This window comes from Sphaerisporangium sp. NPDC049003 (assembly GCF_043197795.1).
GTDB lineage: Bacteria > Actinomycetota > Actinomycetes > Streptosporangiales > Streptosporangiaceae > Sphaerisporangium.
This window is the reverse complement of sequence record NZ_JBICTU010000010.1, coordinates 199,006-222,849: the sequence shown is the minus strand read 5'-3', so window position 1 is coordinate 222,849 and position 23,844 is coordinate 199,006. Positions and strand designations below refer to the sequence as shown.

22 protein-coding genes are annotated in these 23,844 nt (G+C 69.7%); 14 read left to right on the top strand and 8 right to left on the bottom strand.

Annotated elements, in window-relative coordinates:
* Positions 1-8: 8 nt before the first annotated feature.
* From htpX to ACGFIV_RS13860, 5 genes are all read left to right on the top strand, one after another.
* A complete protein-coding gene (htpX, locus tag ACGFIV_RS13880) occupies positions 9-917 on the top strand; it encodes a zinc metalloprotease HtpX (protein ID WP_358549421.1) in 909 nt (302 codons plus the stop codon).
* Entirely contained in the window at positions 918-1,478 is a 561-nt protein-coding gene (locus ACGFIV_RS13875) for a hypothetical protein (RefSeq protein WP_358549419.1), read from the top strand.
* A gap of 137 nt (positions 1,479-1,615) precedes the next feature.
* Complete coding sequence (locus ACGFIV_RS13870; protein WP_392834755.1) at positions 1,616-3,448, top strand: phosphatidylglycerol lysyltransferase domain-containing protein; 1,833 nt, start codon at positions 1,616-1,618, stop codon at positions 3,446-3,448.
* Between the two features lie 130 nt (positions 3,449-3,578).
* A complete protein-coding gene (locus tag ACGFIV_RS13865) occupies positions 3,579-5,990 on the top strand; it encodes a serine/threonine protein kinase (protein ID WP_392834752.1) in 2,412 nt (803 codons plus the stop codon).
* Between the two features lie 72 nt (positions 5,991-6,062).
* The gene (locus tag ACGFIV_RS13860; RefSeq protein ID WP_358549411.1) at positions 6,063-6,812 is read left to right on the top strand and encodes an SIMPL domain-containing protein; all 750 of its coding nucleotides are present in this window, start codon (positions 6,063-6,065) and stop codon (positions 6,810-6,812) included.
* A 75-nt stretch (positions 6,813-6,887) separates the two neighbouring features.
* On the opposite strand, the gene nadA is transcribed toward ACGFIV_RS13860, so the two are convergent.
* Entirely contained in the window at positions 6,888-8,072 is a 1,185-nt protein-coding gene (gene nadA, locus ACGFIV_RS13855; RefSeq protein ID WP_358549409.1) for a quinolinate synthase NadA, read from the bottom strand.
* 206 nt (positions 8,073-8,278) lie between these two features.
* Between nadA and erpA the strand changes: the two genes are divergently transcribed.
* Both erpA and ACGFIV_RS13845 read left to right on the top strand, forming a co-directional pair.
* Positions 8,279-8,632 carry an iron-sulfur cluster insertion protein ErpA gene (erpA, locus tag ACGFIV_RS13850; protein ID WP_358549406.1) on the top strand — a complete coding sequence of 118 codons (354 nt, stop codon included), beginning with the start codon at positions 8,279-8,281 and terminating at the stop codon, positions 8,630-8,632.
* A 295-nt stretch (positions 8,633-8,927) separates the two neighbouring features.
* Positions 8,928-9,914, top strand: a complete 987-nt coding sequence (locus tag ACGFIV_RS13845) for a carbohydrate kinase family protein (protein WP_358549403.1) — start codon at positions 8,928-8,930, stop codon at positions 9,912-9,914.
* 103 nt (positions 9,915-10,017) lie between these two features.
* Here the strand turns inward: ACGFIV_RS13845 and ACGFIV_RS13840 are convergent, their stop codons facing one another.
* Together ACGFIV_RS13840 and ACGFIV_RS13835 are read right to left on the bottom strand one after the other, a co-directional pair.
* A complete protein-coding gene (locus ACGFIV_RS13840) occupies positions 10,018-10,305 on the bottom strand; it encodes a sulfurtransferase TusA family protein (protein WP_358549400.1) in 288 nt (95 codons plus the stop codon).
* Positions 10,305-11,441, bottom strand: coding sequence for an aminotransferase class V-fold PLP-dependent enzyme (locus ACGFIV_RS13835; protein ID WP_358549398.1), 1,137 nt, complete (start codon positions 11,439-11,441; stop codon positions 10,305-10,307). Before ACGFIV_RS13835 ends, ACGFIV_RS13840 begins: the two co-directional genes overlap by 1 nt.
* Before the next feature lie 361 nt (positions 11,442-11,802).
* Between ACGFIV_RS13835 and coxB the strand changes: the two genes are divergently transcribed.
* From coxB to ACGFIV_RS13815, 4 genes are all read left to right on the top strand, one after another.
* The gene (gene coxB / locus ACGFIV_RS13830) at positions 11,803-12,465 is read left to right on the top strand and encodes a cytochrome c oxidase subunit II (protein WP_358549395.1); all 663 of its coding nucleotides are present in this window, start codon (positions 11,803-11,805) and stop codon (positions 12,463-12,465) included.
* Positions 12,462-14,138 (top strand): cytochrome c oxidase subunit I, encoded by a 1,677-nt coding sequence (gene ctaD, locus ACGFIV_RS13825; protein ID WP_358549392.1) that lies wholly within the window; start codon positions 12,462-12,464, stop codon positions 14,136-14,138. The genes coxB and ctaD overlap by 4 nt, the downstream gene beginning before the upstream one ends.
* A complete protein-coding gene (locus tag ACGFIV_RS13820; RefSeq protein WP_358549389.1) occupies positions 14,135-14,530 on the top strand; it encodes a cytochrome c oxidase subunit 4 in 396 nt (131 codons plus the stop codon). Before ctaD ends, ACGFIV_RS13820 begins: the two co-directional genes overlap by 4 nt.
* 383 nt (positions 14,531-14,913) lie before the next feature.
* Positions 14,914-16,065, top strand: coding sequence for an Ig-like domain-containing protein (locus tag ACGFIV_RS13815; RefSeq protein WP_392834743.1), 1,152 nt, complete (start codon positions 14,914-14,916; stop codon positions 16,063-16,065).
* Positions 16,066-16,146: 81 nt separating this feature from the next.
* On the opposite strand, the gene ACGFIV_RS13810 is transcribed toward ACGFIV_RS13815, so the two are convergent.
* The 4 genes from ACGFIV_RS13810 to ACGFIV_RS13795 are packed head-to-tail and all read right to left on the bottom strand — an operon-like array spanning position 16,147 to position 20,357.
* On the bottom strand, positions 16,147-17,820 hold the full coding sequence (locus ACGFIV_RS13810; protein ID WP_358549383.1) for a ubiquinol-cytochrome c reductase cytochrome b subunit: 1,674 nt from the start codon (positions 17,818-17,820) through the stop codon (positions 16,147-16,149).
* A complete protein-coding gene (locus ACGFIV_RS13805; protein WP_392834739.1) occupies positions 17,817-18,890 on the bottom strand; it encodes a Rieske 2Fe-2S domain-containing protein in 1,074 nt (357 codons plus the stop codon). Before ACGFIV_RS13805 ends, ACGFIV_RS13810 begins: the two co-directional genes overlap by 4 nt.
* Complete coding sequence (locus ACGFIV_RS13800; RefSeq protein WP_358549377.1) at positions 18,883-19,713, bottom strand: c-type cytochrome; 831 nt, start codon at positions 19,711-19,713, stop codon at positions 18,883-18,885. Before ACGFIV_RS13800 ends, ACGFIV_RS13805 begins: the two co-directional genes overlap by 8 nt.
* Before the next feature lie 17 nt (positions 19,714-19,730).
* Positions 19,731-20,357 (bottom strand): heme-copper oxidase subunit III, encoded by a 627-nt coding sequence (locus ACGFIV_RS13795; protein ID WP_358549374.1) that lies wholly within the window; start codon positions 20,355-20,357, stop codon positions 19,731-19,733.
* A gap of 181 nt (positions 20,358-20,538) precedes the next feature.
* On the opposite strand from ACGFIV_RS13795, the gene ACGFIV_RS13790 reads away from it, so the two are divergent.
* The 3 genes from ACGFIV_RS13790 to ACGFIV_RS13780 all read left to right on the top strand — a co-directional run bounded on the left by ACGFIV_RS13790 (position 20,539) and on the right by ACGFIV_RS13780 (position 23,367).
* Positions 20,539-20,934 (top strand): hypothetical protein, encoded by a 396-nt coding sequence (locus ACGFIV_RS13790; protein ID WP_358549488.1) that lies wholly within the window; start codon positions 20,539-20,541, stop codon positions 20,932-20,934.
* 14 nt (positions 20,935-20,948) lie between these two features.
* Positions 20,949-22,034: an anthranilate phosphoribosyltransferase gene (gene trpD / locus ACGFIV_RS13785; RefSeq protein WP_358549372.1), complete on the top strand. Its 1,086-nt coding sequence runs from the start codon at positions 20,949-20,951 to the stop codon at positions 22,032-22,034.
* A 442-nt stretch (positions 22,035-22,476) separates the two neighbouring features.
* Positions 22,477-23,367, top strand: a complete 891-nt coding sequence (locus ACGFIV_RS13780) for a sensor histidine kinase (protein ID WP_392834732.1) — start codon at positions 22,477-22,479, stop codon at positions 23,365-23,367.
* Positions 23,368-23,443: 76 nt separating this feature from the next.
* Here the strand turns inward: ACGFIV_RS13780 and ACGFIV_RS13775 are convergent, their stop codons facing one another.
* Positions 23,444-23,731 (bottom strand): Lrp/AsnC ligand binding domain-containing protein, encoded by a 288-nt coding sequence (locus tag ACGFIV_RS13775; RefSeq protein WP_358549367.1) that lies wholly within the window; start codon positions 23,729-23,731, stop codon positions 23,444-23,446.
* Positions 23,732-23,844 lie beyond the last annotated feature (113 nt).

The following is a 23,844-nucleotide window of genomic DNA, read 5'->3' as shown; positions in this document are numbered from 1 at the left end:
TTGGATATATGACACAAACCCGGTACGCCCCCGACCGGGGTCTCACCGTGCGCATGGTCGTGACCATGTTCCTGCTCGGCTTGCTGTACGTCGCTTTCGTCGGCGTGCTGATCGCCATGGGTGTCCAGGCGATCGTCGTGCTCGTCCTCGCCGGGGGCCTCCTGCTGGTGCAGTACTTCTTCTCCGACAAGATCGCGCTGTTCGCGATGCACGGGAAGGAGGTCTCCCCGCAGGAGGCACCGGAGCTCCACGGCCTGATCGACAGGCTGAGCGTCCTGGCCGACTCACCGAAGCCCCGCGTGGCGATCGCCGACAGCGACGTCCCCAACGCCTTCGCCACCGGCCGGAACCAGAAGAACTCCGTGGTCTGCGTCACCACGGGCCTGCTGCGACGGCTCGACCCGCTGGAGCTCGAAGGCGTCGTCGCCCACGAGATGTCCCACGTCGCGCACCGCGACGTCGCCGTGATGACCATCGCGTCCTTCCTCGGAATCGTCGCGGGCCTGATGACCCGCTTCGCGCTGTACTCGGGGCTCGGCCGCGACCGGGGCAACAACAACGGCCCGCCGATCGGGCTCATCATCATGCTGGTCTCGCTGGTGGTGTACGCGATCAGCTTCCTGCTCACCCGCGCGCTGTCGCGCTACCGCGAGCTGTCGGCCGACCGGGCCGGCGCCCTGCTCACCCAGCGGCCATCCGCCCTCGCGAGCGCGCTGGTCAAGGTGACGGGCGAGATGTCCCGCATCCCCACGCGCGACCTGCGCGAGGCGCAGCCGTTCAACGCCTTCTTCTTCGCTCCCGCGCTGTCCGGCCGCACCGGGGCGAGCCTCGCGACCCTGTTCGCCACCCACCCGCCGCTGGAGCGCAGGCTGGAGCAGCTCAACCGCATCGCCTCCCAGCTCGGCCGGGGGGCCTGAGTGGGCTGGCTGGACGCGCTGCTCGGGCGCAGCAAGCCCGCCAAGCCGAACCTGGACACGTTGTTCGCGCTGCCCTCGGCGGCGGTGACGCTCCAGGCGGCGACCGGCTTCGCGCCGACCGGGCTCGGCTCGGTCTGCTTCCGCGCCGCCGAGGGCGGCGCCTTCGCCACCCTGGAACAGGACATCGAGGCGCTGCTCGGCGACGCCCAGATCGAGCAGTCGAACGACTCCTACGGCTACACGTGGCTGCTGGTGAGAAGGCCGCCGGACGACCTCAGCAGCCTGGTCACCGACCTGCACGGCGTCAACTCCTCGCTGGAGGGGGCGGGCTTCGGGCCGTCGCTGCTGTGCTCGCTGGTGACCTTCAAGGACCGGTCGGACCGGCCGCTGGCCGTCGTCTACCTCTACAAGCAGGGCACTTTCTACCCCTTCGCCCCGCTTCCCGGGCAGCGCCGTGACAACGCGCTGGAGCTTCAGGTCCGCGGGGCCCTCGGCGGTGAGCTGCCGATCGAACCCGATCTGTCCCGCTGGTTCCCCCTCTGGGGAGCCCCCGGCCTCTGACGGTTCCGGCGGTCCGCCGTCGTCCGCCCGTCCCCGCAGGCCGTACGAAGACGATCACTGCGGTCGTTCTCGCCCTTAGGTATGCGAATGGACGGGTATACCACCCGGAAGTTCAGCCATCTCCGGGGGGAAACAGGGTGGCAGTGACCGAGCACGACCGTGTCAGAGCGGCCGGAGAGTCCGAGGGCGGGGGCCGTTTCCGGGCCGTCGTGCCGCGGGTGATGTCGGTGTGCATGGCGGTGGCCGCCGTGTACTCGGCGGTGATCGCCGTGGTCCCGCCCATACGGCACCTGCTCAGGCCCGTCACCGCCTTCATCGAGATGGCGGTCTTCCCCGTCGAGCCGAACCTCGGCTACGCGGTGTTCCTCGGGATCCTCGCCGGGGCCCTCGCGCGTCACAAGCGGGCGGCGTACTGGGTCCTCATGACCATCTTCGTGCTGCTCGTCCTCGGGAACCTGGCCGTCGTGCTGTCGTCGTCGCTGATGCCGGACCTGGTCGAGGAGTTCGCCCTGACCCGCCAGGTGGTCGCCTCCGAGGGCAACCTCGTGCTGTCGGCCGTCGTCCTCGGGATCCTCGCCGCGGCGCACGACGAGTTCTTCGCCCCCACGCGGCGCGCGTCGTTCAGGAAGGCGCTGGTCACGCTCGGGTCGCTGCTCGCGGTCTCCTTCGCGGTGGGGTACGTCCTGGTGACGATCTTCCCCGACACCCTGAAGACGCGCGACCACCTGCCCTGGGCTCTGGAAAGGGCGCTCGGCGGGGCGGCGACCCTGGACCTCTACCGGTCCGGGCGCCCGCCGGGGTGGGTGAACTTCGTCATCGGCCTGCTCAGCGCCGTCGCGGTTCTGGTCGCCTTCGCCGTGCTGTTCCGCTCCCAGCGGGCCAGGGCGGAGCTGCCCCCCGAGAGCGAGGAGCGGATCAGGGCGCTGGTCGAGGCGTACGGCTCGCGCGACTCGCTCGGCTACTTCGCCACCCGCCGCGACCGCGCCGCCATCTTCTCCCCGAGCGGCAAGGCGGCGGTCTCGTACCGCGTGGTGGCGGGGGTCTGCCTGGCCGGGGGAGACCCCATCGGCGACGTGGAGGCCTGGGGGCCGGCGATCCGGGCGTGGATGGACGAGGCCCGCCGCTACGGCTGGGCGCCCGCGGCCATCGGCCCGAGCGAGGCGGCGGCCCACGCGTACGCGCGTGCGGGGCTGCGCGTCCTGGAGCTCGGGGACGAGGCGGTCATCGAGGTCGGGTCGTTCGGCCTTGAGGGCAGGGAGATGCGCGGGGTGCGCCAGGCGGTCAACCGCGTGAAGCGCGCCGGGTTCACCCTGCGGATCCGCAGGCACGCCGATCTGTCCCAGGAGGAGATGCGCCACATCATCGAGCGTGCCACCGCCTGGCGCGACACCGAGACCGAGCGGGGGTTCTCGATGGCGCTCGGGCGGCTCGGCGACCCGGCGGACGGCTCCTGCGTCCTGGTGGAGGCCAGGGACGCCGACGGGAAGCCGGCGGCCCTGCTGTCGTTCGTGCCGTGGGGCGACGACGGCCTGTCGCTCGACCTCATGCGGCGCGACCGCGACTCCGACAACGGGTTGATGGAGTTCATGGTCGCCGGGCTGGTCGCCCAGGCGGGGGAGCTCGGGGTGAAGGAGATCTCGCTCAACTTCGCCATGTTCCGGTCGGTCTTCGAAGGCGGCGCGAGGCTCGGCGCGGGACCGGTGCTGCGCCTGTGGCGGTGCACGCTGGTGTTCTTCTCCCGGTGGTGGCAACTGGAGTCGCTGTACCGGGCGAACGCCAAGTACCGCCCCCGGTGGGTGCCGCGCTTCCTCGCCTTCGACGACACGCGCGACCTGCCCAAGGTGGGGCTGGCCTCGGTGATCGCCGAGGGCTTCCTGGCCGTGCCGAGCCTTTCGACCCTGTTCCGCAGGGGCGTCCGCGGCGGTGGGGCGCGCCCCACCGCCCCCGCCGGCCCCCGCCGGGACGGGTGAGCGCCCGGCCGCGAGGGCCAGGGCGCGGGTCACGCTACGGGTACGGCTTGGCCCTGGAACCGATGTGATCCCCATGAACACGCCACAATGGGTTGAATAAGTCCATAAGTGGGGGGATGGAGGGGGAGCCATGTCGAACCCGGTGCCGTTGCGGCCGGGCGACCCGGTACGGGTGGGGAGCTACGAGCTCACCGCTCGGCTCGGGGAGGGCGGTCAGGGGGTCGTGTACCTGGGCCGCTCGCCGGCGGGCGCCACCGTCGCCGTCAAGGTGCTCCGCTCCGACCTCGCCCAGAACGAGGAGGCGCTCGCCAGGTTCGTCCGGGAGGTCTCCACCGCCGTACGGGTCGCGACGTTCTGCACCGCGCAGGTGATCGAGACGGGCGTGGCCGACCAGCGGCCGTTCATCGTCAGCGAGTACATCGACGGTCCGACCCTCGACGAGGTCGTCGAGCGCGACGGGCCCCGCCAGGGCGCGGCCCTGCACCGGCTGGCGATCGGCACCGTGACGGCGCTGGTCGCGATCCACCAGGCCGGCATCGTCCACCGCGACTTCAAGCCCTCCAACGTCCTGCTGGGCACGGACGGGCCGCGCGTCATCGACTTCGGCATCGCCAAGGCGCTGGACAAGAGTTCCACGCTCACCTCGATGGTCGTGGGCACGCCCGCGTACATGACCCCGGAGCAGCTCGCCGGGGAGCAGGCGGGCCCGCCCGCCGACCTGTTCGCCTGGGCGGGCACGATGGTGTTCGCCGCCACCGGCGGCGCGCCCTTCGGCACCGACAGCCTCCCGGCCATCTTCCACCGCGTCATGAGCCTCGAACCCGATCTCAGCTCGCTGGACGAGCCGCTCAGGGGCATCGTGGCCGCGTGCCTGGCCAAGGACCCGGCCGCGCGGCCCTCGGCGGGCGAGGTGCTCATGCGCCTGCTCGGGCACGGCACCGGCGCGGCCCCGGCTGTCGCGATCATGGCGGAGGGATCGGCCATGGCGCAGGGGGAGCCCACGCGCAGGTGGCGGGCCGACCCCGCCCAGGGCCAGGCGCAGCCCCAGCCCCAGGGCCAGGGCCAGGGGCAGGGGCAGGGCCAAGGGCAGGTTCAGGGACTGGGACGGGGGCAGGTTCACGGGCGGGGACCGGTTCAGGGGCAGGGGTGGCAGGCGCCCGCGCCGTACGCCGGGCCGCAGCCCCCGGCCTCGTCCCAGCCCCCGCCACCCTCGCCGCCGTATCCGGGACAGGGGTACGCCTCGCGGCCGTACCCCGGGCAGCCGCTTCCGAGCTGGCAGACCACCGGCACGCCGCCACCCCCCGCGTGGGCGGGCGACGCGCGGACGACCGGACCGGGCGGCGCCGAGGCCACCGAGCCCGGCGGGCGCCAGGGGAGCCAGGGGAGCCGGGGGAGCCGGGTGCCCCTCATCACCGCCGCGGTGGCCGCGGGGGTGCTGGCGCTCGGCGGAGGCGGGTACCTGGTCGTCCAGTCGATGGCCGATGACTCACGGGGCTCCTCGAACGCCGGCGCGACCGATCCGGCGGGAAGCTCCGGCGAGCCCGTGAGCGAGACGTCGTCCCCGGGGTCCAGGCCGTCGGGCACAGCGGGGACGCCCTCGGCCGCGGGGACGCCCTCGACCCCCACGGCTACGGCCTCGGCCGGGGCGACCCCGCCCGCCGCGACCCGGAGTATCGACCTGCCGGGAAGCTCGATCACGATCCACGAGAACGACGCGGACCCGATCAAGCTGACGTACTACAGCCTGGACTACGGCAAGCGGGTCTACCTCAGGGGCGTGGGGAAGAACTCCTTCGCCCGGACCAAGAAGTACTTCGAGTACACGGTCAGCGGCGACGGCCGCCAGGCGGTGGGCACCGACACCGTCTACACCAAGGACAGCTACTCCACGGTCTCCCTCGTCGACCGGGCGACCGGCAGGTCCACGACGATCAGGATGGCCGAGGCGCCGGTCTACCCGACCTTCCCCCAGTGGTCCCCGGACGGCACGAAGGTGCTGGTCACCCTCAACGAGGCCGTCGACGACACCAGCAGGGGCTACGGCTACGCGATCATCGACGTCGCGAGCCGTAAGGCCAAGGTCGTCCACGTGAAGGAGAAGGACGTCGGCCGCTGGAGCTACTTCTGGCGCGGCGACAGCAGGGCCGTCGGCACGTGGGCACTCAAGGGGAAGACCCAGCGCATCAGGTTCTACGACGTCAACGGGACCGTGCTGTCGACGCTGCTCGACGTCGGCGCCCCGCTGACCGTGGACGGCGACGACGTGTCGCCGTCCGGGACGCAGTTCATGACTTCCTGCGACGGGTCGATCGACCTGATCTGCGTCTGGACCACGGACGGCCAGGCGAGGGCCCGCGTCCCCTTCCCGACCGACCGGCTCATCGGCTGGTACGACGACCAGCACATCGCGGGATGGCGGAAGAAGGGCGAGGACTACGAGGCCGTGGTCATCGACTTCCAGGGCAACGCGACGCGCGTGCTGGCGACGGCCAAGGCGGGGGAGTACAAGAAACAGTACCTGCGCTACACCCGGGGGACCTGAGATTGGTCAAGTTCCGGCCGTCCCCGGAGGGGGCGCGCCGGTGCGGAGCTCCCCCGATGGTGGCATGTCCCCATGATCAAGCTGAGTGTGGTGCCGGCGGCCACCGCCATCGCCGCCGTCCTCCTGGGAGCGCAGGCGGGCCCGGCGCTCGCGGTCTCCGGCACCTCCGCGAGTGCGCCCGCCTCCCTGACGAGGGGATCCGCGCCGGCGGCGCAGCGGGAAGCCGGGACCGACCCGACGGAACTCACCGTCGTCGGGCGCGGAAGCGTCCAGACGATCCCGGACGTGATGCACCTCAACGTCGGCGTGGAGGCGCGCAGGACGAAGGCCGGGGAGGCGTTCGCGGCCGTGCAGAGGGGCGCCGCCAAGCTGACGGAGGTGCTCCTGGCCGCGGGGGTGGCCAGGTCCGACATGCGCACCAACGACCTCTCCCTCGGGACCGAGTACGACAAGTACCCGAAGGTGGTGGGCTTCCGTGCCTCCCAGGGCGTGGAGGCGCTGATCCGCGACCTGTCCAAGGCCGACGCGATCGTCGACGCGGTGGCGGCGGTCGGCGAGGACGTGCGGCTGAACGGCATATCGTTCGAGGTCTCGAAGACGGCGGCGCTGGTGAGGGCGGCGCGGGCCAAGGCGTACAAGGACGCGCGGGACAAGGCCAATCAGTACGCGACCATGACCGGCCGGGGCCTCGGCCGCATCGTGAAGATGGAGGAGGAGGGCGACACGTCCCCGTCCCGCTTCGCGCTGGCCGAGAAGGCCTCCATCAACCCCGGGCACGGATCGGTCACCATCGCCGTCCGCGTGGTGTACGAGCTGACCTAGCCGGGCGTCCCGGCCGGTGCGCGCCGGCCCGGCCGGGCGATGCGGCACCCGGCCGGGCTTCGGCGGTCTACGGGCTCAGGGAAGGGCGAGCATCCGGTCGAGGGCGACCTTGGCCCAGTGCGTGGTCTCGGGGTCGACGGTGATCTGGTTCACGACGTCGCCCTCGACGAGCGACTCCAGGGCCCAGACCAGGTGCGGCAGGTCGATGCGGTTCATCGTGGAGCAGTAGCAGACCGTCCGGTCGAGGAAGGTCACGGTCTTGTCCGGGTGCCGGGCGGCCAGCCGCTTGACCAGGTTCAGCTCGGTGCCGACGGCCCAGGAGGACCCGGCCGGGGCCTCGTCCAGCATCTTGATGATGTACTCCGTCGAGCCGACGTGGTCGGCCTTGGTGACGACCTCGTACCGGCACTCGGGGTGGACCAGCACGTTGACGCCGGGCACGCGCTCACGGACCTCGTCCACGCACTCGGCGGTGAACCGGCCGTGTACCGAGCAGTGCCCACGCCAGAGAATCACCTTCGCGTCCCTGAGCTGCTGATCTGTGAGGCCGCCGTTGGGGCGGTGCGGGTTGTAGACCACGCAGTCGGAAAGGGAGAAGCCCATCTCCAGGACCGCCGTGTTGCGGCCGAGGTGCTGGTCGGGCAGGAACAGGACCTTCCTGTCCCCGGCCTGCTTCGCGGGCCCCTCGGGGCTCTGGTCGAACGCCCAGGTCAGGGCGCGGCGGGCGTTGGAGGAGGTGCACACCGCGCCCCCGTTGCGCCCGCAGAACGCCTTGATGTCGGCCGAGGAGTTCATGTACGTGATCGGCACCGTGATGTCGGCGATTCCCAGGTCCGTCAGGACGTCCCACGCCTCCTCGACCTGGTCGAAGGTGGCCATGTCGGCCATCGAGCATCCCGCGGCGAGATCGGGGAGCACGACCCGCTGGGCGTCGCCGGTCAGGATGTCCGCCGACTCGGCCATGAAGTGGACCCCGCAGAAGACGATGTACTCGGCCTCCGGACGGGCCGCCGCCTCGCGGGCGAGCTTGAAGGAGTCTCCGGTCACGTCGGCGAACTGGATGACCTCGTCGCGCTGGTAGTGGTGCCCGAGCACGAACAGCCTGTCGCCCAGGGCGGCCTTGGCCCTGACCGCACGCGCCACCAGATCCGGGTCGGAGGCCGGGGGCAGCTCGCCGGGGCAGTCGACGCCGCGTTCGCTGTGCGTGTCGGTGCCCTGGCCGAGCACGAAGAGCGGGAGGCCGGTCTCGGTAGTCGTCACGGCTGAAACACCTCTTAGGGGACTTATCGTCTAGTTGACGACTAACACTACACACGAGCGGCGGCCGCTATTCCCGGGGGGGTCGGGGAGACCGTACGGTGAGACAGGAATGTGTAGCGGCGCCCAGCTGTTGGTAGCGTCTAACTGAGACCTCAGAACAAGGCCTCCGTCCCCGAGGGGCGTAGGGGCAGACGGGGAGTCAACAAATGACGGTTGAGAGCAGCGAGACCACGCAGCAGGGCCTGGTCCTGACCGACGCGGCCGCGTCCAAGGTGCGCAGCCTGCTGGAGCAGCAGGGCGAAGAGGGCCTGCAGCTGCGCGTCGCGGTGCAGCCTGGCGGCTGCTCGGGCCTGCGCTACCAGCTCTTCTTCGATGACCGCTCGATGGACGGGGACGTCGTCTCCGACTTCGGCGGCGTCAGCGTCGTCACCGACCGCATGAGCGCTCCGTACCTCACGGGAGCGACCGTGGACTTCGTGGACACCATCGAGAAGCAGGGCTTCACGATCGACAACCCGAACGCCACGGGTTCCTGCGCCTGCGGCGACTCGTTCAACTAGGAGCGCCGGTCGGCACCCCGTCCGTGGATCACCCCACGAGGCGGGGTGTCGTCATGCCCGGACTCACCATCCGGCACGCACGCCGTCCGCTCGCCTCACGGGTGGGCGGCGATGCCACTTGGGCGTCCTAGGGGGGTGCCGTCATCGTCACAGGTGACAATGGTCACTCCTCGCCGCCCGACAGATCGCCGGCCCGTCGTGGAGATCATCGAGGGCCTATCCTCCAGCCTGCGGCCCATTCCGGTGCCGTATTCTTGGCGGTCCCGCCGAGGCTGACAACGAGGAGAATGACCCCGTGCGCATCGCCGTCACCGGCTCCATCGCCACCGATCATCTGATGACCTTCCCGGGCAGTTTCGGGGACCAGCTCATCGCCGATCAGCTCGACCGAGTATCGCTGTCCTTTCTCGTCGACGACCTGCAGGTCCGGCGCGGAGGCATCGCCGCCAACATCTCCTTCGGCATGGGCTGTCTCGGCCTCTCGCCGATCCTGGTGGGCGCGGTCGGCTCCGACTTCGCCGACTACCGTTCCTGGCTTGAGCGCCATGGTGTCGACTGCTCCTCGGTGCACATCTCGGAGCTGCATCACACCGCCCGGTTCCTGTGCACCACCGATGAGCACCACAACCAGATCGCCTCGTTCTACACCGGGGCGATGGCCGAGGCCCGCGAGATCGAGCTGCAGCCGATCTCCGAGCGCGTGGGCGGCCTCGACCTGGTCCTGATCAGCCCGAACGACCCCGCCGCCATGGTGCGCCACACCGAGGAGTGCCGCCAGCGCGGCATCCCGTTCGCGGCCGACCCCTCCCAGCAGCTCGCCCGCATGGGCGGCGACGAGATCAGGTCGCTCATCGAGGGCGCCGCCTACCTGTTCACGAACGACTACGAGAAGGCGCTCGTCGAGCAGAAGACCGGCTGGTCCGACGAGGATGTGCTGTCCCGCGTCGGAGTGCGGGTGACCACCCTCGGGCCCAAGGGGGCCCGCATCGACCGCGCGGGGGAGCCGGCCCTGCACATCGCCCCGACCCCCGAGCTCGGCAAGGTCGACCCGACCGGCGTCGGCGACGCCTTCCGCGCGGGCTTCCTGTCGGGGCTCGTCTGGGGCCTGCCCCTGGAGCGCTGCGGCCAGCTCGGCAACCTCACCGCCACCCACGTCCTGGAGCACGTCGGCTGCCAGGAGTACCAGCTCGGCAGGCAGGGCTTCCTCGACCGGTTCGCGGCCGCCTACGGCACCGACGCCGCCGGCGAGGTCGAGCCGCACATCCGGTGCCTGTACTCCTGATCGCCTCTGTCCCTGTAACGGCCTGTACGGGCCTGTACGGGCCGTATGGGACTCTTCAACGGCTGATCCCTGAACCCGCTGGGAACGCTCCGGCGGGCAGGGGTCAGTAGTTGCGCCTCACGTGGATGGCCCAGCCGCCCCCGGGCAGCTCGTAGCTCGCCACGTGGTGGTGGGACTTCAGCCTGCACCAGGCGGGTACGTCGGTGAAGGCGGCCGGGTCGTCGGCGAGCACGGCCACCGTCGCGTTGAGCGGCACCTCGTTGATGCGCTCGGCCAGCATGATGATGGGAATGGGGCACTTGCGCCCGAGGGCGTCGATCGTCAGGGCGGCGGGCGGCTGGACCGTCTCCTGCGCCGCCTGCTCGGGCGCGGGCTTCCGCCGGCCGGTCATCACGATGTCACCCCTACGCTCTCGCGGATACGCCGGACGACGCCGGGCAGGACGGACAGGAAGCGGTCGACCTCCGCGCCGGACGCGCCCCTGGGCAGGGACACCCTGACGTTCCCATGTGTGAGCACTCCCATCGCCTCCAGCACGTGCGATGGCCGTAGCGTACTCGCCGTGCACGAACTGCCGGAAGATACGGCAAAACCGGCCCTGTCCAACTCCGTCAATATTGCCTCACCAGCCACGTAAAGGCACGAGAACGTGACGATGTGGGGCGCTCGCAGTGTGGGTTCGCCCACGACCTCCACATCAGGGACCAGCCGGGGCACCTCTTCGCGGACGCGGTCCACCAGCGCCGACAGCCGCGCGTTCTCCTCCTCGGCCCCGGCGACCGCCGCCCGCAGCGCCGCGACGGCCGCGACGGCGGCCGGGACGTTCTCGAAACCGGGCACCCTGCGCCGCTCGCGCTCGTCCTCCGGCAGCGGGGAGCGCCACCGGGTGCCCTTGCGCACGGCAAGCAGCCCCACCCCGGCGGGACCGCCCCATTTGTGGGCGCTCGCGGCCAGCACCGACCATCCGGCAGGGACGGGAAGCCGCCCCACCGTCTGGGCCGCGTCCACCAGCAGCGGCACCCCGGAGGACCGGCACGCCTCGGCCGCCTCCTCGACGGGCTGCAGGGTGCCGACCTCGTGGTTGGCGGTCTGCAGGCAGGCGAGCGCCGTGCCCTCCCGCGCGACGGCGGCGGCGAACTCGGCGGGATCGACCCTGCCGGTGAGGCCGACGCCGACGAGCTCGACGGTGCCCCCCTCGCGCTGGTGCGCGGCCGCGGCCGAAAGGACGCTGGAGTGCTCGATGGCGCCGGTGACCAGACGCCGTCCTGCCCGCCGCCGGCCCAGCAGCGTCCCGAGCACCCCCAGGTGGACGGCCTGCGTGCCGGAGGAGGTGAAGGACACCTCGTCCGGCCGGGCGCCGATCACCTCGGCGGCCTCGGCGCGCGCCTGTTCGAGCAGCAGGCGGGCCCGCCGCGCGGAGCCGTACAGGCGCGAGGGGTCGGCGCCGCCCGCGTCGAGGGTCGCGATCAGCGCCTCACGAGCGGTGGGGTGCAGTGGTTCGGTCGATGCCGCGTCGAAGTACGCCACGCGTTCATGGTCGCACCCTTGCCGGACGGCGGTCCGCCTGGGCCGACGCCGGCGGGAGGATCCCGGCAACGGCTCAAACACGTTAACGGGGGCTGGGAAGGAGGGCGGCCCCAGTGCGCGCTAATGTGTCCCCCAGCGTGACGTGAGACAACTAAGAGCGCGAATCTCGTGAATCTGGAAACGATCGCCCAGGAGGGGGACTCTTGGGCTTTATCTGTGGGGTAGGCGATCCGTGAGTCCGACCCGCCGTTCTATACGGCGTCCGTTGGCCCGTCGCAGGGTGCCACGCGCCGTCGCTTTGGCGGCGCTGATGGTCTCCCTGACGGCGTGTGATGGCGTAGGTACGTGGTCTCGTGCCGGCATGCCGGAAGGCGTCACCAAGGAGGCCGGCATCATCCAGAGTCTCTGGAACGGTGCCTGGATCGCCTCCCTTGCCGTCGGTGTCGTCGTCTGGGGCCTGATCCTGTGGGCCTGCGCGTTCCACCGCAAGCGCAAGAACTCGACCGACGCCCTGCCGCCCCAGGTGCGGTACAACCTCCCGATCGAGATCCTCTACACCACGGTGCCGATCATCATGGTGGCGGTGTTCTTCTACTTCACCGCCCGTGACGAGAACGCCATCACCAAGGTGTCGGCGAACCCGGACGTGAAGGTCAAGGTCGAGGGCTTCCAGTGGAGCTGGCGCTTCACCAGCCAGTACGACGGCAAGGTCGTCAGCGTGGTCGGCACGCCGGCCCAGCGCCCCGTTCTGGTGCTGCCGGCGAACAAGAAGGTCCAGTTCGACCTCGTCTCGCCGGATGTGAACCACTCGTTCTGGGTTCCCGCGTTCCTGTTCAAGCGTGACGTCATCCCCGGCGTGAAGAACGTCTTCGAGATCCAGACGCTCGACAAGAGCGGAGAGTTCGCCGGACGCTGTGCCGAGCTCTGTGGCGTCGACCACAGCCGCATGCTCTTCACGGTGAAGCTCGTGCCCCAGGCCGAGTACGACCAGTACGTCAACAGTCAGGCGGGGAGTGCCCAGTGACCGCCATCAACGAGCCCTCGATCCAGGCGAGCATCGCCGCCCAGAGGCGCGCCCGCAAGGGCACGGTCATCGCCCGGTGGGCGTCCTCGACCGACCACAAGGTGATCGGGCACCTCTACCTGATCACCTCTTTCGTGTTCTTCCTGATCGGCGGCGTCATGGCGCTGATCATGCGTGCCGAGCTGGCCCAGCCCGGCCTGGAGTTCGTCAGCAACGAGCAGTTCAACCAGCTGTTCACCATGCACGGCACGATCATGCTGCTCATGTTCGCGACCCCGCTGTTCGCGGGCTTCGCCAACGAGCTCATGCCGCTGCAGATCGGCGCCCCCGACGTGGCGTTCCCCCGGCTGAACATGGTGAGCTACTGGCTCTACCTGTTCGGAAGCGTGATCGCCATCTCCGGGTTCTTCACCCCCGACGGCGCCGCGGCGTTCGGCTGGACCGCCTACACCCCGCTGTCGGACGCCGTCTCGTCCCCGGGCGTCGGCGGCGACCTGTGGATCATGGGTCTGTCGATGTCCGGCATCGGCACGATCCTCGGCGCGGTGAACTTCATCACCACGATCATCACCATGCGTGCCCCGGGCATGACGATGTTCCGCATGCCGATCTTCACTTGGAACATCCTGCTCACCAGCATCCTGGTGCTGCTGGCCTTCCCGGTGCTGGCCGCCGCGCTGCTCGCGCTGGAGGCCGACCGGCATCTGGGGGCCCACATCTTCGACTCGTCCACGGGCGGGGCGATGCTCTTCCAGCACCTGTTCTGGTTCTTCGGGCACCCCGAGGTGTACATCATCGCGCTGCCGTTCTTCGGCATCATCACCGAGGTGCTCCCGGTTTTCAGCCGCAAGCCGATCTTCGGCTACATCGGCCTCGTCGCCGCGACCATCTCCATCGCCGGCCTGTCGGCGGCGGTGTGGGCGCACCACATGTTCGTCACCGGCCAGGTGCTGCTGCCGTTCTTCTCGTTCATGACCTTCCTCATCGCGGTGCCGACCGGGGTGAAGTTCTTCAACTGGATCGGCACGATGTGGCGGGGCCACCTGTCGTTCGAGTCGCCGATGCTCTTCGCCGTCGGCTTCCTGGTCACGTTCCTGTTCGGCGGCCTGACCGGCATCATCCTGGCCTCGCCGCCGCTGGACTTCCAGGCGAGCGACTCCTACTTCGTGGTCGCGCACTTCCACTACGTCGTCTTCGGCACCGTGGTCTTCGCGATGTTCTCCGGCTTCTACTTCTGGTGGCCGAAGTTCACCGGCAGGATGCTCAACGACACACTGGGCAAGTGGCACTTCTGGACGCTGTTCATCGGCTTCCACACCACCTTCCTGGTGCAGCACTGGCTCGGCGTCGAGGGCTTCCCCCGTCGCTACGCCGACTACTCGCCGGCCGACGGCTTCACCGACCTGAACGTCGTCTCCTCGATCGGCGCGTTCATCCTCGGGGCCTCGACGCTGCCGTTCCTGTACAACGTGTGGCGTACGTGGCGCAGCGCTCCCAAGGTCACCGTGGACGACCCGTGGGGCTTCGGCAACTCCCTTGAGTGGGCGACGTCGTGCCCGCCCCCCCGGCACAACTTCACCAAGCTGCCGCGGATCCGGTCGGAGCGTCCCGCCTTCGACCTGCACAACCCGCACCGGCTGGCGCCGGTCGAGGAGCTGGAGGAGGCCCGATGAAGGTTCAGGGCTGGATGTTTCTGCTCTGCGGCGTCTTCTTCGGCGCGGTGGACCTCGTCTACTGGTTCTGGTCGAAGGAGCCGACCGGCACCACCGCGCTGGCCATCTCCGTGGGCCTCGCCCTGATGATCGGCTATTACCTGCTCTTCACCGCCCGCCGCATCGGCGAGCAGCCGGAGGACAGGAAGGACGCCGAGATCAGCGACGGCGCCGGCGAGCTGGGCTTCTTCAGCCCGTCGAGCTGGTGGCCGCTGTTCGTCTGCCTGGCGGCCGCGTTCATGGTCGTCGGATTCGTCATCGGCTGGTGGATGTTCCTCATCGGGGCTTTCGCGGTCATCATGGCCTCGATCGGCTTCGTCTTCCAGTACTACCGGGGTCACTTCTCGCACTGACCGGGACAGAGGCCGGCGAGCGCCTCCGCGCCGGGCCGGCCTCCGCGCCTACCCCCTCCGCCGATCACGTCTGATCGCGCTCCGTACGGCCTGCCTCGCGGGCGACCTGCGGTTTCCTTCAAGGAACCGTCGGTCGTCCGCGAGGCCTTTTTTGCAGGTCGTTTCGGCGTTTCTCCTTGAGCGAAGGTACGCGACACGCTGTAACCGGGTAATAACTCACAAGGAGTGATCCATCGGAGCGGGGGAGACGTAACGTGGGACACGTCGAGATCCGGGTGGTCGCCCTTGGGGCGGGGGCGTTGGCCCTGTTGCTGGCGGGCGGTTGTACGAACGGCACCGACCGAGAAGGACAAGACACCGCTGGTTCACGGGCTGAGCTGGCTGTGAGCGTTTCTCCGGGCAACGGGGCGACCCAGGTGGCACCTGAACTGCCCGTCATGGTCGGAGCCGTCAACGGCGCTCTCAGGAGCGTCAGCGTCCGCGTCAAGTCCAAGGACACGCCCGTCGCGGGCCTGTTGAGCGCGGACCGCACCCAGTGGCGAAGCAAGCGCGCCATGGCCCCGGGGGAGACCTACCAGGTGACCGTCGTCGCCGTGGACCCCGCGGGCAGGACCAAGCAGGTGAGCAGCGAGTTCTCCACGGTCAAGGCGTCCCAGCTGTTCGCGATCGACAAGATCCTTCCCAACAAGGAGATCACCGGCCTGACGGTCGGCATCGGCATGCCGATCATGCTGACCTTCGACCATCCCATCACCGACCGGGTCTCGGTGGAGCGCAACCTCATGGTGCAGGCCTCCAACCCGGTCGAGGGGGCGTGGCACTGGTTCGACGACAAGTCGGTCAGCTTCAGGCCCAAGCAGTACTGGCCCGCCCACACCAAGGTGAAGCTGGTGGCGCAGCTCGCCGGGGTGCACGGCGGCGCCGGAATGTACGGCCGCCAGGACTACGTCCGGGAGTTCACCATCGGGCGGTCCCAGATCAGCCACGCGGACACCGTCTCGCACCAGATGACGGTCAAGCGCGACGGCCAGGTCGTCAGGACCGTGCCGCTCAGCGCCGGCGAGGGCGGCGACTGGAGGCACTACACGACCAACGGCGTCCACCTGGCGATGTCGCGCGAGGACGTCACCACCATGACCAACCCCGACGCGGGGCCCGGCAGCGCCGGTTACTACAGCCTGACCGTGTACGACACCGTGCGGATCTCCGACAGCGGGGAGTACGTCCACGGCGCTCCCTGGTCGGTGGGCTCGCAGGGCAACTCCAACGTCAGCCACGGCTGCATCAATGTCAGCCCGTCGAACGCCAAGTGGTTCAAGGAGACGACCCTGATCGGCGACCCGATCATCGTGAGCGGCACGCCCCGCCAGCTCGACCCGGCCAACGGGTGGGGCCACTGGCAGGAGACCTGGCCGCAGTGGCTCCGCTGGAGCGGCCTGCGGTCGGGGTTCACCACCGAGACGCTGTCGGCGTACCCCGCGGCCGACCACACCGCCACCACGGCGGACGAGAAGAAGAACAAGGGCACTTCCTGACGGAGACGCCACAGGGCCCGGACGCGATCTCGCGTCCGGGCCCTGTGGTCTTTCTTGTTCGTGTACTCCGGAGCCGGCGGCTCAGTGGCCGAGGGCCTTGGTGTCCTCGTCGCCGTGACCCGTGCCGACCGCGGCGGGCGTTGCCCCGTGGCCGTCGTGCCCGTCGTGGTGGCCGTTGTGGGCCGTGTCGAGCGCGATCGCGTCGGTGTCGGCCGAGTACGTCTCGCTGAGCTTGGCCCGGAGCCTGCCGAGCGGGTTCCGCATCCCCTTGGGGGGGACGCCGTCGCCGTCCGGGCCGGCCTCGATGGCGGGGATGGACTTCTTCCCCTGGACCAGGGCCACCAGGTCATCGGCCGGGGGCACGTGGACCTCGATGTACTCACCGTGCGGCAGGCGCTTGATGACGCCGGACTCCACACCGTGGACCACCAGTTCGAGGTCCTTGCGCTGGAGCCCGATGCACATCCGGTAGGTGATGAAGTACGCGATCGCCGGCCCCACGAAGACCAGCACCCGCCCGACCTCGGTCGTGGTGTAGAGCGAGATGTGGAACTTCGCCGAGATCCAGTCGTTGGCGCCCAGCAGCCACAGCACACCATAGAACGTGATGGCCGCGAGGCCGATCGAGGTGCGGTGCGGGTTGTTGCGCGGCCGGTCGGCCACGTGGTGCTCGCTCCTGTCGCCGGTGATCCACTGCTCGGCGAACGGATAGAGCGCGAGGCCGGTCATGATGATGCCCATCGGCAGCAGAGCCGGGATGAGCACGCTCAGCGGGAGGGTGTACCCCAGGAAGTTGATCTCCCACGCGGGCATGAGCCGCAGCGAGCCTTCCAGGAAGCCCATGTAGAAGTCGGGCTGGGAACCCGCCGAGATGTCGGCCGGCGTGTACGGGCCGAACAACCAGATCGGGTTGATCTGCGCGAACGTGCCGAGCAGCGCCAGCACACCGAAGGTGAACAGGAAGTAGGCGCCGGCCTTGGCCATGAAGGCCGGGTAGAACGGAGCGCCCACCACGTTGGTCTCGGTGCGGCCCTTGCCCGGCATCTGCGTGTGCTTCTGCACCCACATGAGGATCATGTGCGCGGAGATGAGCGCCAGCAGGATGCCCGGGATCAGCAGGATGTGCAGGCTGTAGAACCGCGAGATCACGTCCTCGCCGGGATACTCGCCGCCGAACAGGAAGTACGTGATGTACGTGCCGACAAGCGGGAGGGAGATGGCCACACCCTCGGTGATCCGCAGACCGGCGCCGGAGAGCAGGTCGTCGGGGAGGGAGTAGCCGGTCAGGCCCTCGGCGAGCGCGAGTGTGAGAAGAAGCACACCGATGATCCAGTTGAGCTCGCGCGGCTTGCGGTAGGCGCCGGTGAAGAACACGCGGAGCATGTGCACCATCATGCCCGCCACGAACAGCAGCGCCGCCCAGTGGTGGATCTGGCGGATCAGCAGACCGCCGCGGACGTCGAAGCTGATGTGCAGCGAGGACTCGTAGGCCTGCGACATGTGGACGCCCACGAGCGGCCCGTAAGAGCCGTTGTAGGTGACCTCGGCCATGCTCGGCTTGAACCAGAACGTCAGGAACGTACCGGTCAGAAGCAGGATGATGAAGGAGTAGAGCGCGATCTCACCGAGCAGGAACGACCAGTGGTCCGGGAAGACCTTGCGCAGGTTGCGCTTGAGGAAGTTGCCCGCGCCGATGCGGTCGTCGATGAAACTCGCGGGTCCCGCGATGGCCTTGGGAGGACCGTCGAGGCTCATTTCTGCCCCCTAGCTTCGGCTTCGGCGTCCCCGCGCTCCCAGAAGCTGGGTCCGACCGGGACATTGAAGTCGCTCTGTGCGATGAGGTACCCCTCGCCGTCGACCCCGATCGGCAGCTGGGGCAGGGGACGCGCGGCGGGGCCGAAGATGACCTTCGCTCCGTCTGCCGCGTCGAAGGTGGACTGGTGACAGGGGCAGAGGATGTGGTGCGTCGTCTGCTCGTAGAGCGCTGCCGGACAGCCCACGTGCGTGCAGATTTTAGAGTATGCAACGATGCTGTCGTAGGTCCAATTGAGCTTGGTGCCCGATTTGATCTCTTCCGGCCGGAACTTGATCAGGATCAAGGTCGCCTTGGCCAGGGCGTTGAGGTCTTCCTCGTACCCCTCGGGCACCACCGACAGGATGCCGCCGGGGGAGTTGAAGTCCGCCGCGCGGATCGGCTCGTGGGTCCCCTCGACGATCAGGCGGCGGCCCTTGTTCCAGACCGTGTGCCGCAGCGAGGTGCCCGGCAGCGGGCCGAGGTCCTTCAGCAGCACCAGCGGCAGCAGGCCGAGCGGGGCGGAGGCCAGCAGAAGCGTGCGGCGCAGCAGCTTGTGCCGGACGAAGCCGCTCTCCTCGGCGCCCTGCAGGAAGGTCTTCTCGACCTCCTCGCGCACCTGGGGCGCGGAGGCCATCGGGTGGCGCTCCTGCACGAGGCTGTACTTAGGCATGATCTGCCGGACCCAGACCACGATGCCGGCCGCCAGGGACAACAGGGCGATCGTCAGCGTGCCGCCGAGGGCGAAGTTGGAGACCTGGGTGCGGTCGATCGTGCCGACCTGGAAGACGACGTACGAGACCACGAAGGCGACGCCCGCCAGGAAGGCGACCACGAACAGCAGGGCGGCGACGCGCTCGCCCCTGCGCGCGGCCGCCGGGTCGGGGAACTTCACCCCTTCGAACACGATCGGACCGTCGTCCTTGGGCGGCGCGCCGAGCACGGACTCCTCACCCCGCGGAGGGGGGGTGCCGATGACGCGCCTCGGGACGCGGTCGTCGGGCTGGTCGATGTCGTTCCGGTTCTCAGTCATGGTTGGCCTGACGCTTCTTCGCGGTGATCCAGATGGCGGCGAGGGCGAGGAGGCTGATGCCCACGACCCAGGCCACGAGGCCCTCGGTGACAGGGCCGATCCGGCCGAGGCCGCTGCCGCCCGGGTCGGGCTGGTTACGTGCGCCGACGATGTACGCGATCATGTCGCGCTTCTGCTCGGGGGTGATCGTGCTGTCGTTGAAGACCGGCATGGCCTGCGGGCCCGTGGCCATCGCCTCGTAGATCTGGGTGGGTGTGGCGGGGTTCAGCGGAGGCGCGTACTTGCCGTAGGTCAGGCCGCCGCCCGAGCCCACGAAGTTGTGGCACTGGATGCAGTTGGCCCGGAACAGCTCACCCCCCTTGGCGGGGTCGCCCTTGGCCGGGTCCACCGACTCCAGGGAAGGCTTGGCGGGACCGCCGCCGAGCGACTGCACGTAGGCGGCGAGCTGCCGGACGGTGTCCGGGTTGACCCACTCGGCGGGACGCTTGCGCGGAGCCTGGGGGCCGGGGTTCGCGAACGGCATGCGGCCGCTGGACACCTGGAAGTCCACGGCCGCCGCGCCGGCGCCGATGAGGCTCGGGCCCGATGCACCGCCGGGCGCGTAGGAGCCCTCGGCGTTCAGGCCGTGGCAGCTCGCGCAGTGCGCCGCGAAGAGCTCCTTGCCCGCGGCCACGTCGTCCGCCCTGCCGGAGGCGATCGCCGCGTCGGCCCGGTCGCCTCCGGGCGCGAGCAGGGCGTACACCCCTCCGAGGAGGCTCAGGGCCAGAAGGAGGACGGCATATCGCGCGAGTGGATGCCGCCTCCGTGCGGTGATCGAGTTCACCGATATCCTCGTTCCGATCATTTGATGATGTAGATGGTCGCGAAGAGGCCGATCCAGACGACGTCGACGAAGTGCCAGTAGTAGGACACGACGATCGCGCTGGTGGCCTGCTCATGGGTGAAGCGCTTCGCGGCGTACGTGCGTCCCAGCATGAACAGGAACGCGATCAGACCACCGGTCACGTGCAGGCCGTGGAAGCCCGTGGTGAGGTAGAAGACCGAACCATAGGCGTTGGAGGACAGGGTCACGCCCTCTTCCACCAGGTTGTGGTACTCGTACAGCTGGCCTCCGACGAACCAGGCGCCCATGAGGAAGCTGATGACGTACCAGAACCGGAGCTTCTTGACCTGGCCCTTCTCAGCGGCCCACACGCCCAGCTGGCACGTCACACTCGACAGGACCAGGACGATCGTGTTGACCAGCGCGTACGGGACGTCCAGGTGGACGCCTTCGGGCAGCGTGGGCCAGGGCTTGTCCTGGCCGAGACTGACCGACCGGATGGTGAAGTACATCGCGAACAGCGCCGCGAAGAACATGAGCTCAGAGGACAGCCAAACGATCGTCCCGACGCTGACCAAGTTGGGCCGGCGGGACGATGGTGCTGTCGTCGTCGTAATTGCGGATGCTGTCGCCACGCCCAGCATTATTGCGGCTCTCCTGGTTGGGTCGCCGCACGACCCCCCGGTTGCGGGCGCATCGGTCCCATAAACGAGACATACGGCCGGAACTACGCCAAGTCTGACTGGTCTGGGATTCCGTCGGCGGGGACAGGTAGCATCCGTGGTGACCATACCTCGTCAATCGATAGTGAGCGCGACCGTGAGCATGAGGGTTCTCGTCTACAGTGACGACGCAAGCACCCGCGAGAAGGTGCGGCTGGCGATCGGGCGGCGTCCGGCCGCCGACGTGCCCCTCGTGGAGATCGTGGAGTGCGCGACGCAGCCCGCCGTCATCAAGCAGCTCGACTCCGGGGAGATCGACGTCGCCGTGCTCGACGGGGAGGCCGTTCCCGCCGGGGGCATGGGCATCAGCCGCCAGGCCAAGGACGAGGTCTACGACTGCCCGCCGATCTGCCTGATCATCGGTCGCCGCGACGACCGATGGCTCGCCGACTGGTCCCGCGCCGACGCGGTCGTGGCCCAGCCGCTCGACCCGATGACGCTGGCGGAGGCCGTGGCGGGCCTCATGCGGCACCGTTCGTCCACCCGCATCTCTCACTGACCGGAGACACCCCAATGGACGCGCGCACTACGTGGCCCGCGCTGCTCACGGCCCTGCTCAACCAAGAGCATCTCACCGCGGACGAGACCGCGTGGGCCATGGAAGAGATCATGTCCGGGTCCGCGACCCCCGCCCAGATCGCCGCCTTCGCCACGGCCCTGCGTGCCAAGGGCGAGACGGTCGCCGAGGTGGTCGGGCTCGCGCGCACGATGCTCGATCGCGCCACCCCGCTGAGGGTCGAGGGCCCGACGGTCGACATCGTGGGCACCGGCGGCGACCGCGCCCACACCGTCAACGTCTCGACGATGGCCTCGATCGTCGCCGCCGCCGCGGGGGCCCGGGTCATCAAGCACGGCAGCCGCGCGGCCTCCTCGTCGTGCGGCGCCGCCGACGTCCTTGAGTACCTCGGCATCGCCCTCGACCTGCCTCCCGAGCTCACGGCGCGCACGGCCGTCGAGGCGGGCATCGCGTTCTGCTTCGCGCCGGTCTACCACCCGGCCCTGCGGTTCGCCGGTCCGGTGCGCAAGGAGATCGGCATCCCGACCTTCTTCAACTTCATCGGCCCGCTGACCAACCCGGCCCGCCCGTCGGCACAGGCGATCGGCGTCTACGACGCGCGCATGCTTCCGGTCGTCGCCGGGGTCTTCGCCGAGCGGAGCGTGTCGGCGCTGGTGTTCCGGGGCGACGACGGGCTCGACGAGCTGTCCACGGCCACGACCTCGACGGTCTGGGTGGTCAGGGACGGCACGGCCGTCCAGATCTCCTTCGACCCGCTCGACGTGGGCGTTCCGCGATCGGAGCCCGACGCGCTGCGCGGCGGCGACGTCGAGTTCAACGCGCGCGCCGTGCACGATCTGGTGGGAGGCAAGACCGGCCCGATCCGCGACGCCGTCCTCCTCAACGCCGCCGCCGCCCTGGTGAGCCTTGCGCCCACCACCGAGCCCGGTCTCGCGGATCCCGAGTCAGGCGTCTCGGGTGAGGCGTTCGTGGCCGCCATGAGGTCGGCGTACGAGCGCGTGTCAGAGGCCGTCGACTCCGGCCGCGCGGCCGAGACCCTCGCCCGCTGGGTAGAGATCAGCCGCTCCCACAAACACTCCTGACCGACGACCATCCCGGCGTCCCGGCCCCGCACCTCGCCGCGGGGCCGCGCCGGGCGTCCTCGGACGCCGCGCGAGAAGCCGGCTTCCTACCGCAGGGCTACGCCGGGTGTCCTGGAGCGCCGCGCCAGAAGCCGGCCTCTCACCGTGGGGCCTTGCCGGGCGTTCTGGAGTGCCGCGCGAGGAGCCGGCTTCCTACCGTGGGGCCGCGCCGGGTGTCCTGGAACGCCGCACGAGAAACCGGCCTCCTACCGTGGGCCGGTGCCGAACGCCGGTGGGTCCCGCGCGAACGCCGGTGGGTCCCGCGCGAGCGACGGTCAGGCCTCGCCCCGCGCGCGCCGGTCAGCCTGACGCGAGCGCCCGTCTCGCGCGTCCCCTCGTGGGATGACGTGAGATCCTCCCACGAGGGGATGTCTAGATTTTCGGACATTTCTAGGCTGTCGCCATGCTTTACCTCGACCTTCTCGCCACCGTCGGCTCCCTGGCGGCCATCAAGGCCGAGGCGTGGGGTATGCCCGGCCCCGTGGTGGGAGTGGCGCTCGTCGGTCCGCTGGGCGGCGCTGTGGCCTTCGGGAAGCGCCTGCTGTCCAACCGGCGGAGCCGGGAGCTGCGCGCCGAGTTGTCCGCTTGCGAGGCGGCGATGGCCGAACAGCACGAGGCGCGCGCCCTGGCCTCGACGGCCGCGGAGCGGATCAAGATCGCCCGCGAGCTGCACGACGTCGTGGCGCACCGGGTCAGCGTCATGACGCTCGGTGTCGGCGCCGGACGCATGATCATGGAGAAGAACCCGATGCGGGCGCGCGAGACGCTGCACGCGGCGGAGGAGACCGGCCGCCAGACGCTGACCGAGCTCCAGCGGATGCTGGTCCTGCTACAGGCGGCCACCGGCACGGTCAGGGGCACGGAACCGCAGCCCGGCCTGGCCGACCTGCCGGAACTGCTCGCGCGGACGCGGGAGTCGGGGCTGGGCGTCGAGCTCGTCGAGGACGGCAACCCCATTTCGGTGGGGGAGGCGCTGGAGATCTCGGTCTACCGGATCGTCCAGGAGGCGCTGTCCAACACGCAGCGGCACGCCTCGGCACGTTCGGCGCACGTGGCGCTGAGGTGGGGGCCCGGTCTGCTGGACGTGCTCATACGCGACGACGGTCGCGCCCGTGGTGCGGTGGTCCTCGGTCCCGGGCTGATCGGCATCCGCGAGCGCGCGGCGCTGTTCGGCGGATCGTTCTCCGCCGGAGCCCTCCCCGGTGGCGGTTTCGAGGTCCGCGCCCGGCTTCCGGCGGCCACCCCCGCCCGCCCGGCCGCCCACCTGCGATCGAGCACGCGTAACAGCGCCTAGTACCGCCGGGAACTCGCTCCGGCTCGTCCGGAAGGGGAGGGAGCACGCTCCGGCTCGTCCGGAAGGGTGCGGGCGCTCAGTCGGCCTCGGCGAGGCCGATGGAGAAGGCGGCGTCCAGGTCGTGCCTGGAGTAGGTGCGGAAGGCCAGATGGGTCTCGGTGGCGAGCACGCCGGACACCTTGTTGATGCGCCCGGGGATCACCTCGGCGACCTCGTCGTAGGCGACCACCCTGACCATGGCGACCAGGTCGTAGTCTCCGGTGATCGAGTAGACCTCGCTGACCCCGTCGAGCTCGGCGAGCGTCTGGGCGACCTCGGGAATCCGGTCGACCTCCGCCTTGATGTGCACGATCGCGGTGATCATTCGAGCTCTCTCCTTCGAGTACGGTCTGGCCCGACTTTAGCGCCGCCGGTCTCGATCACCGCCACCGGCTCTCGCCGGCGAACCCGCCGCCGCCGACCGGCGGAACTGTGCGA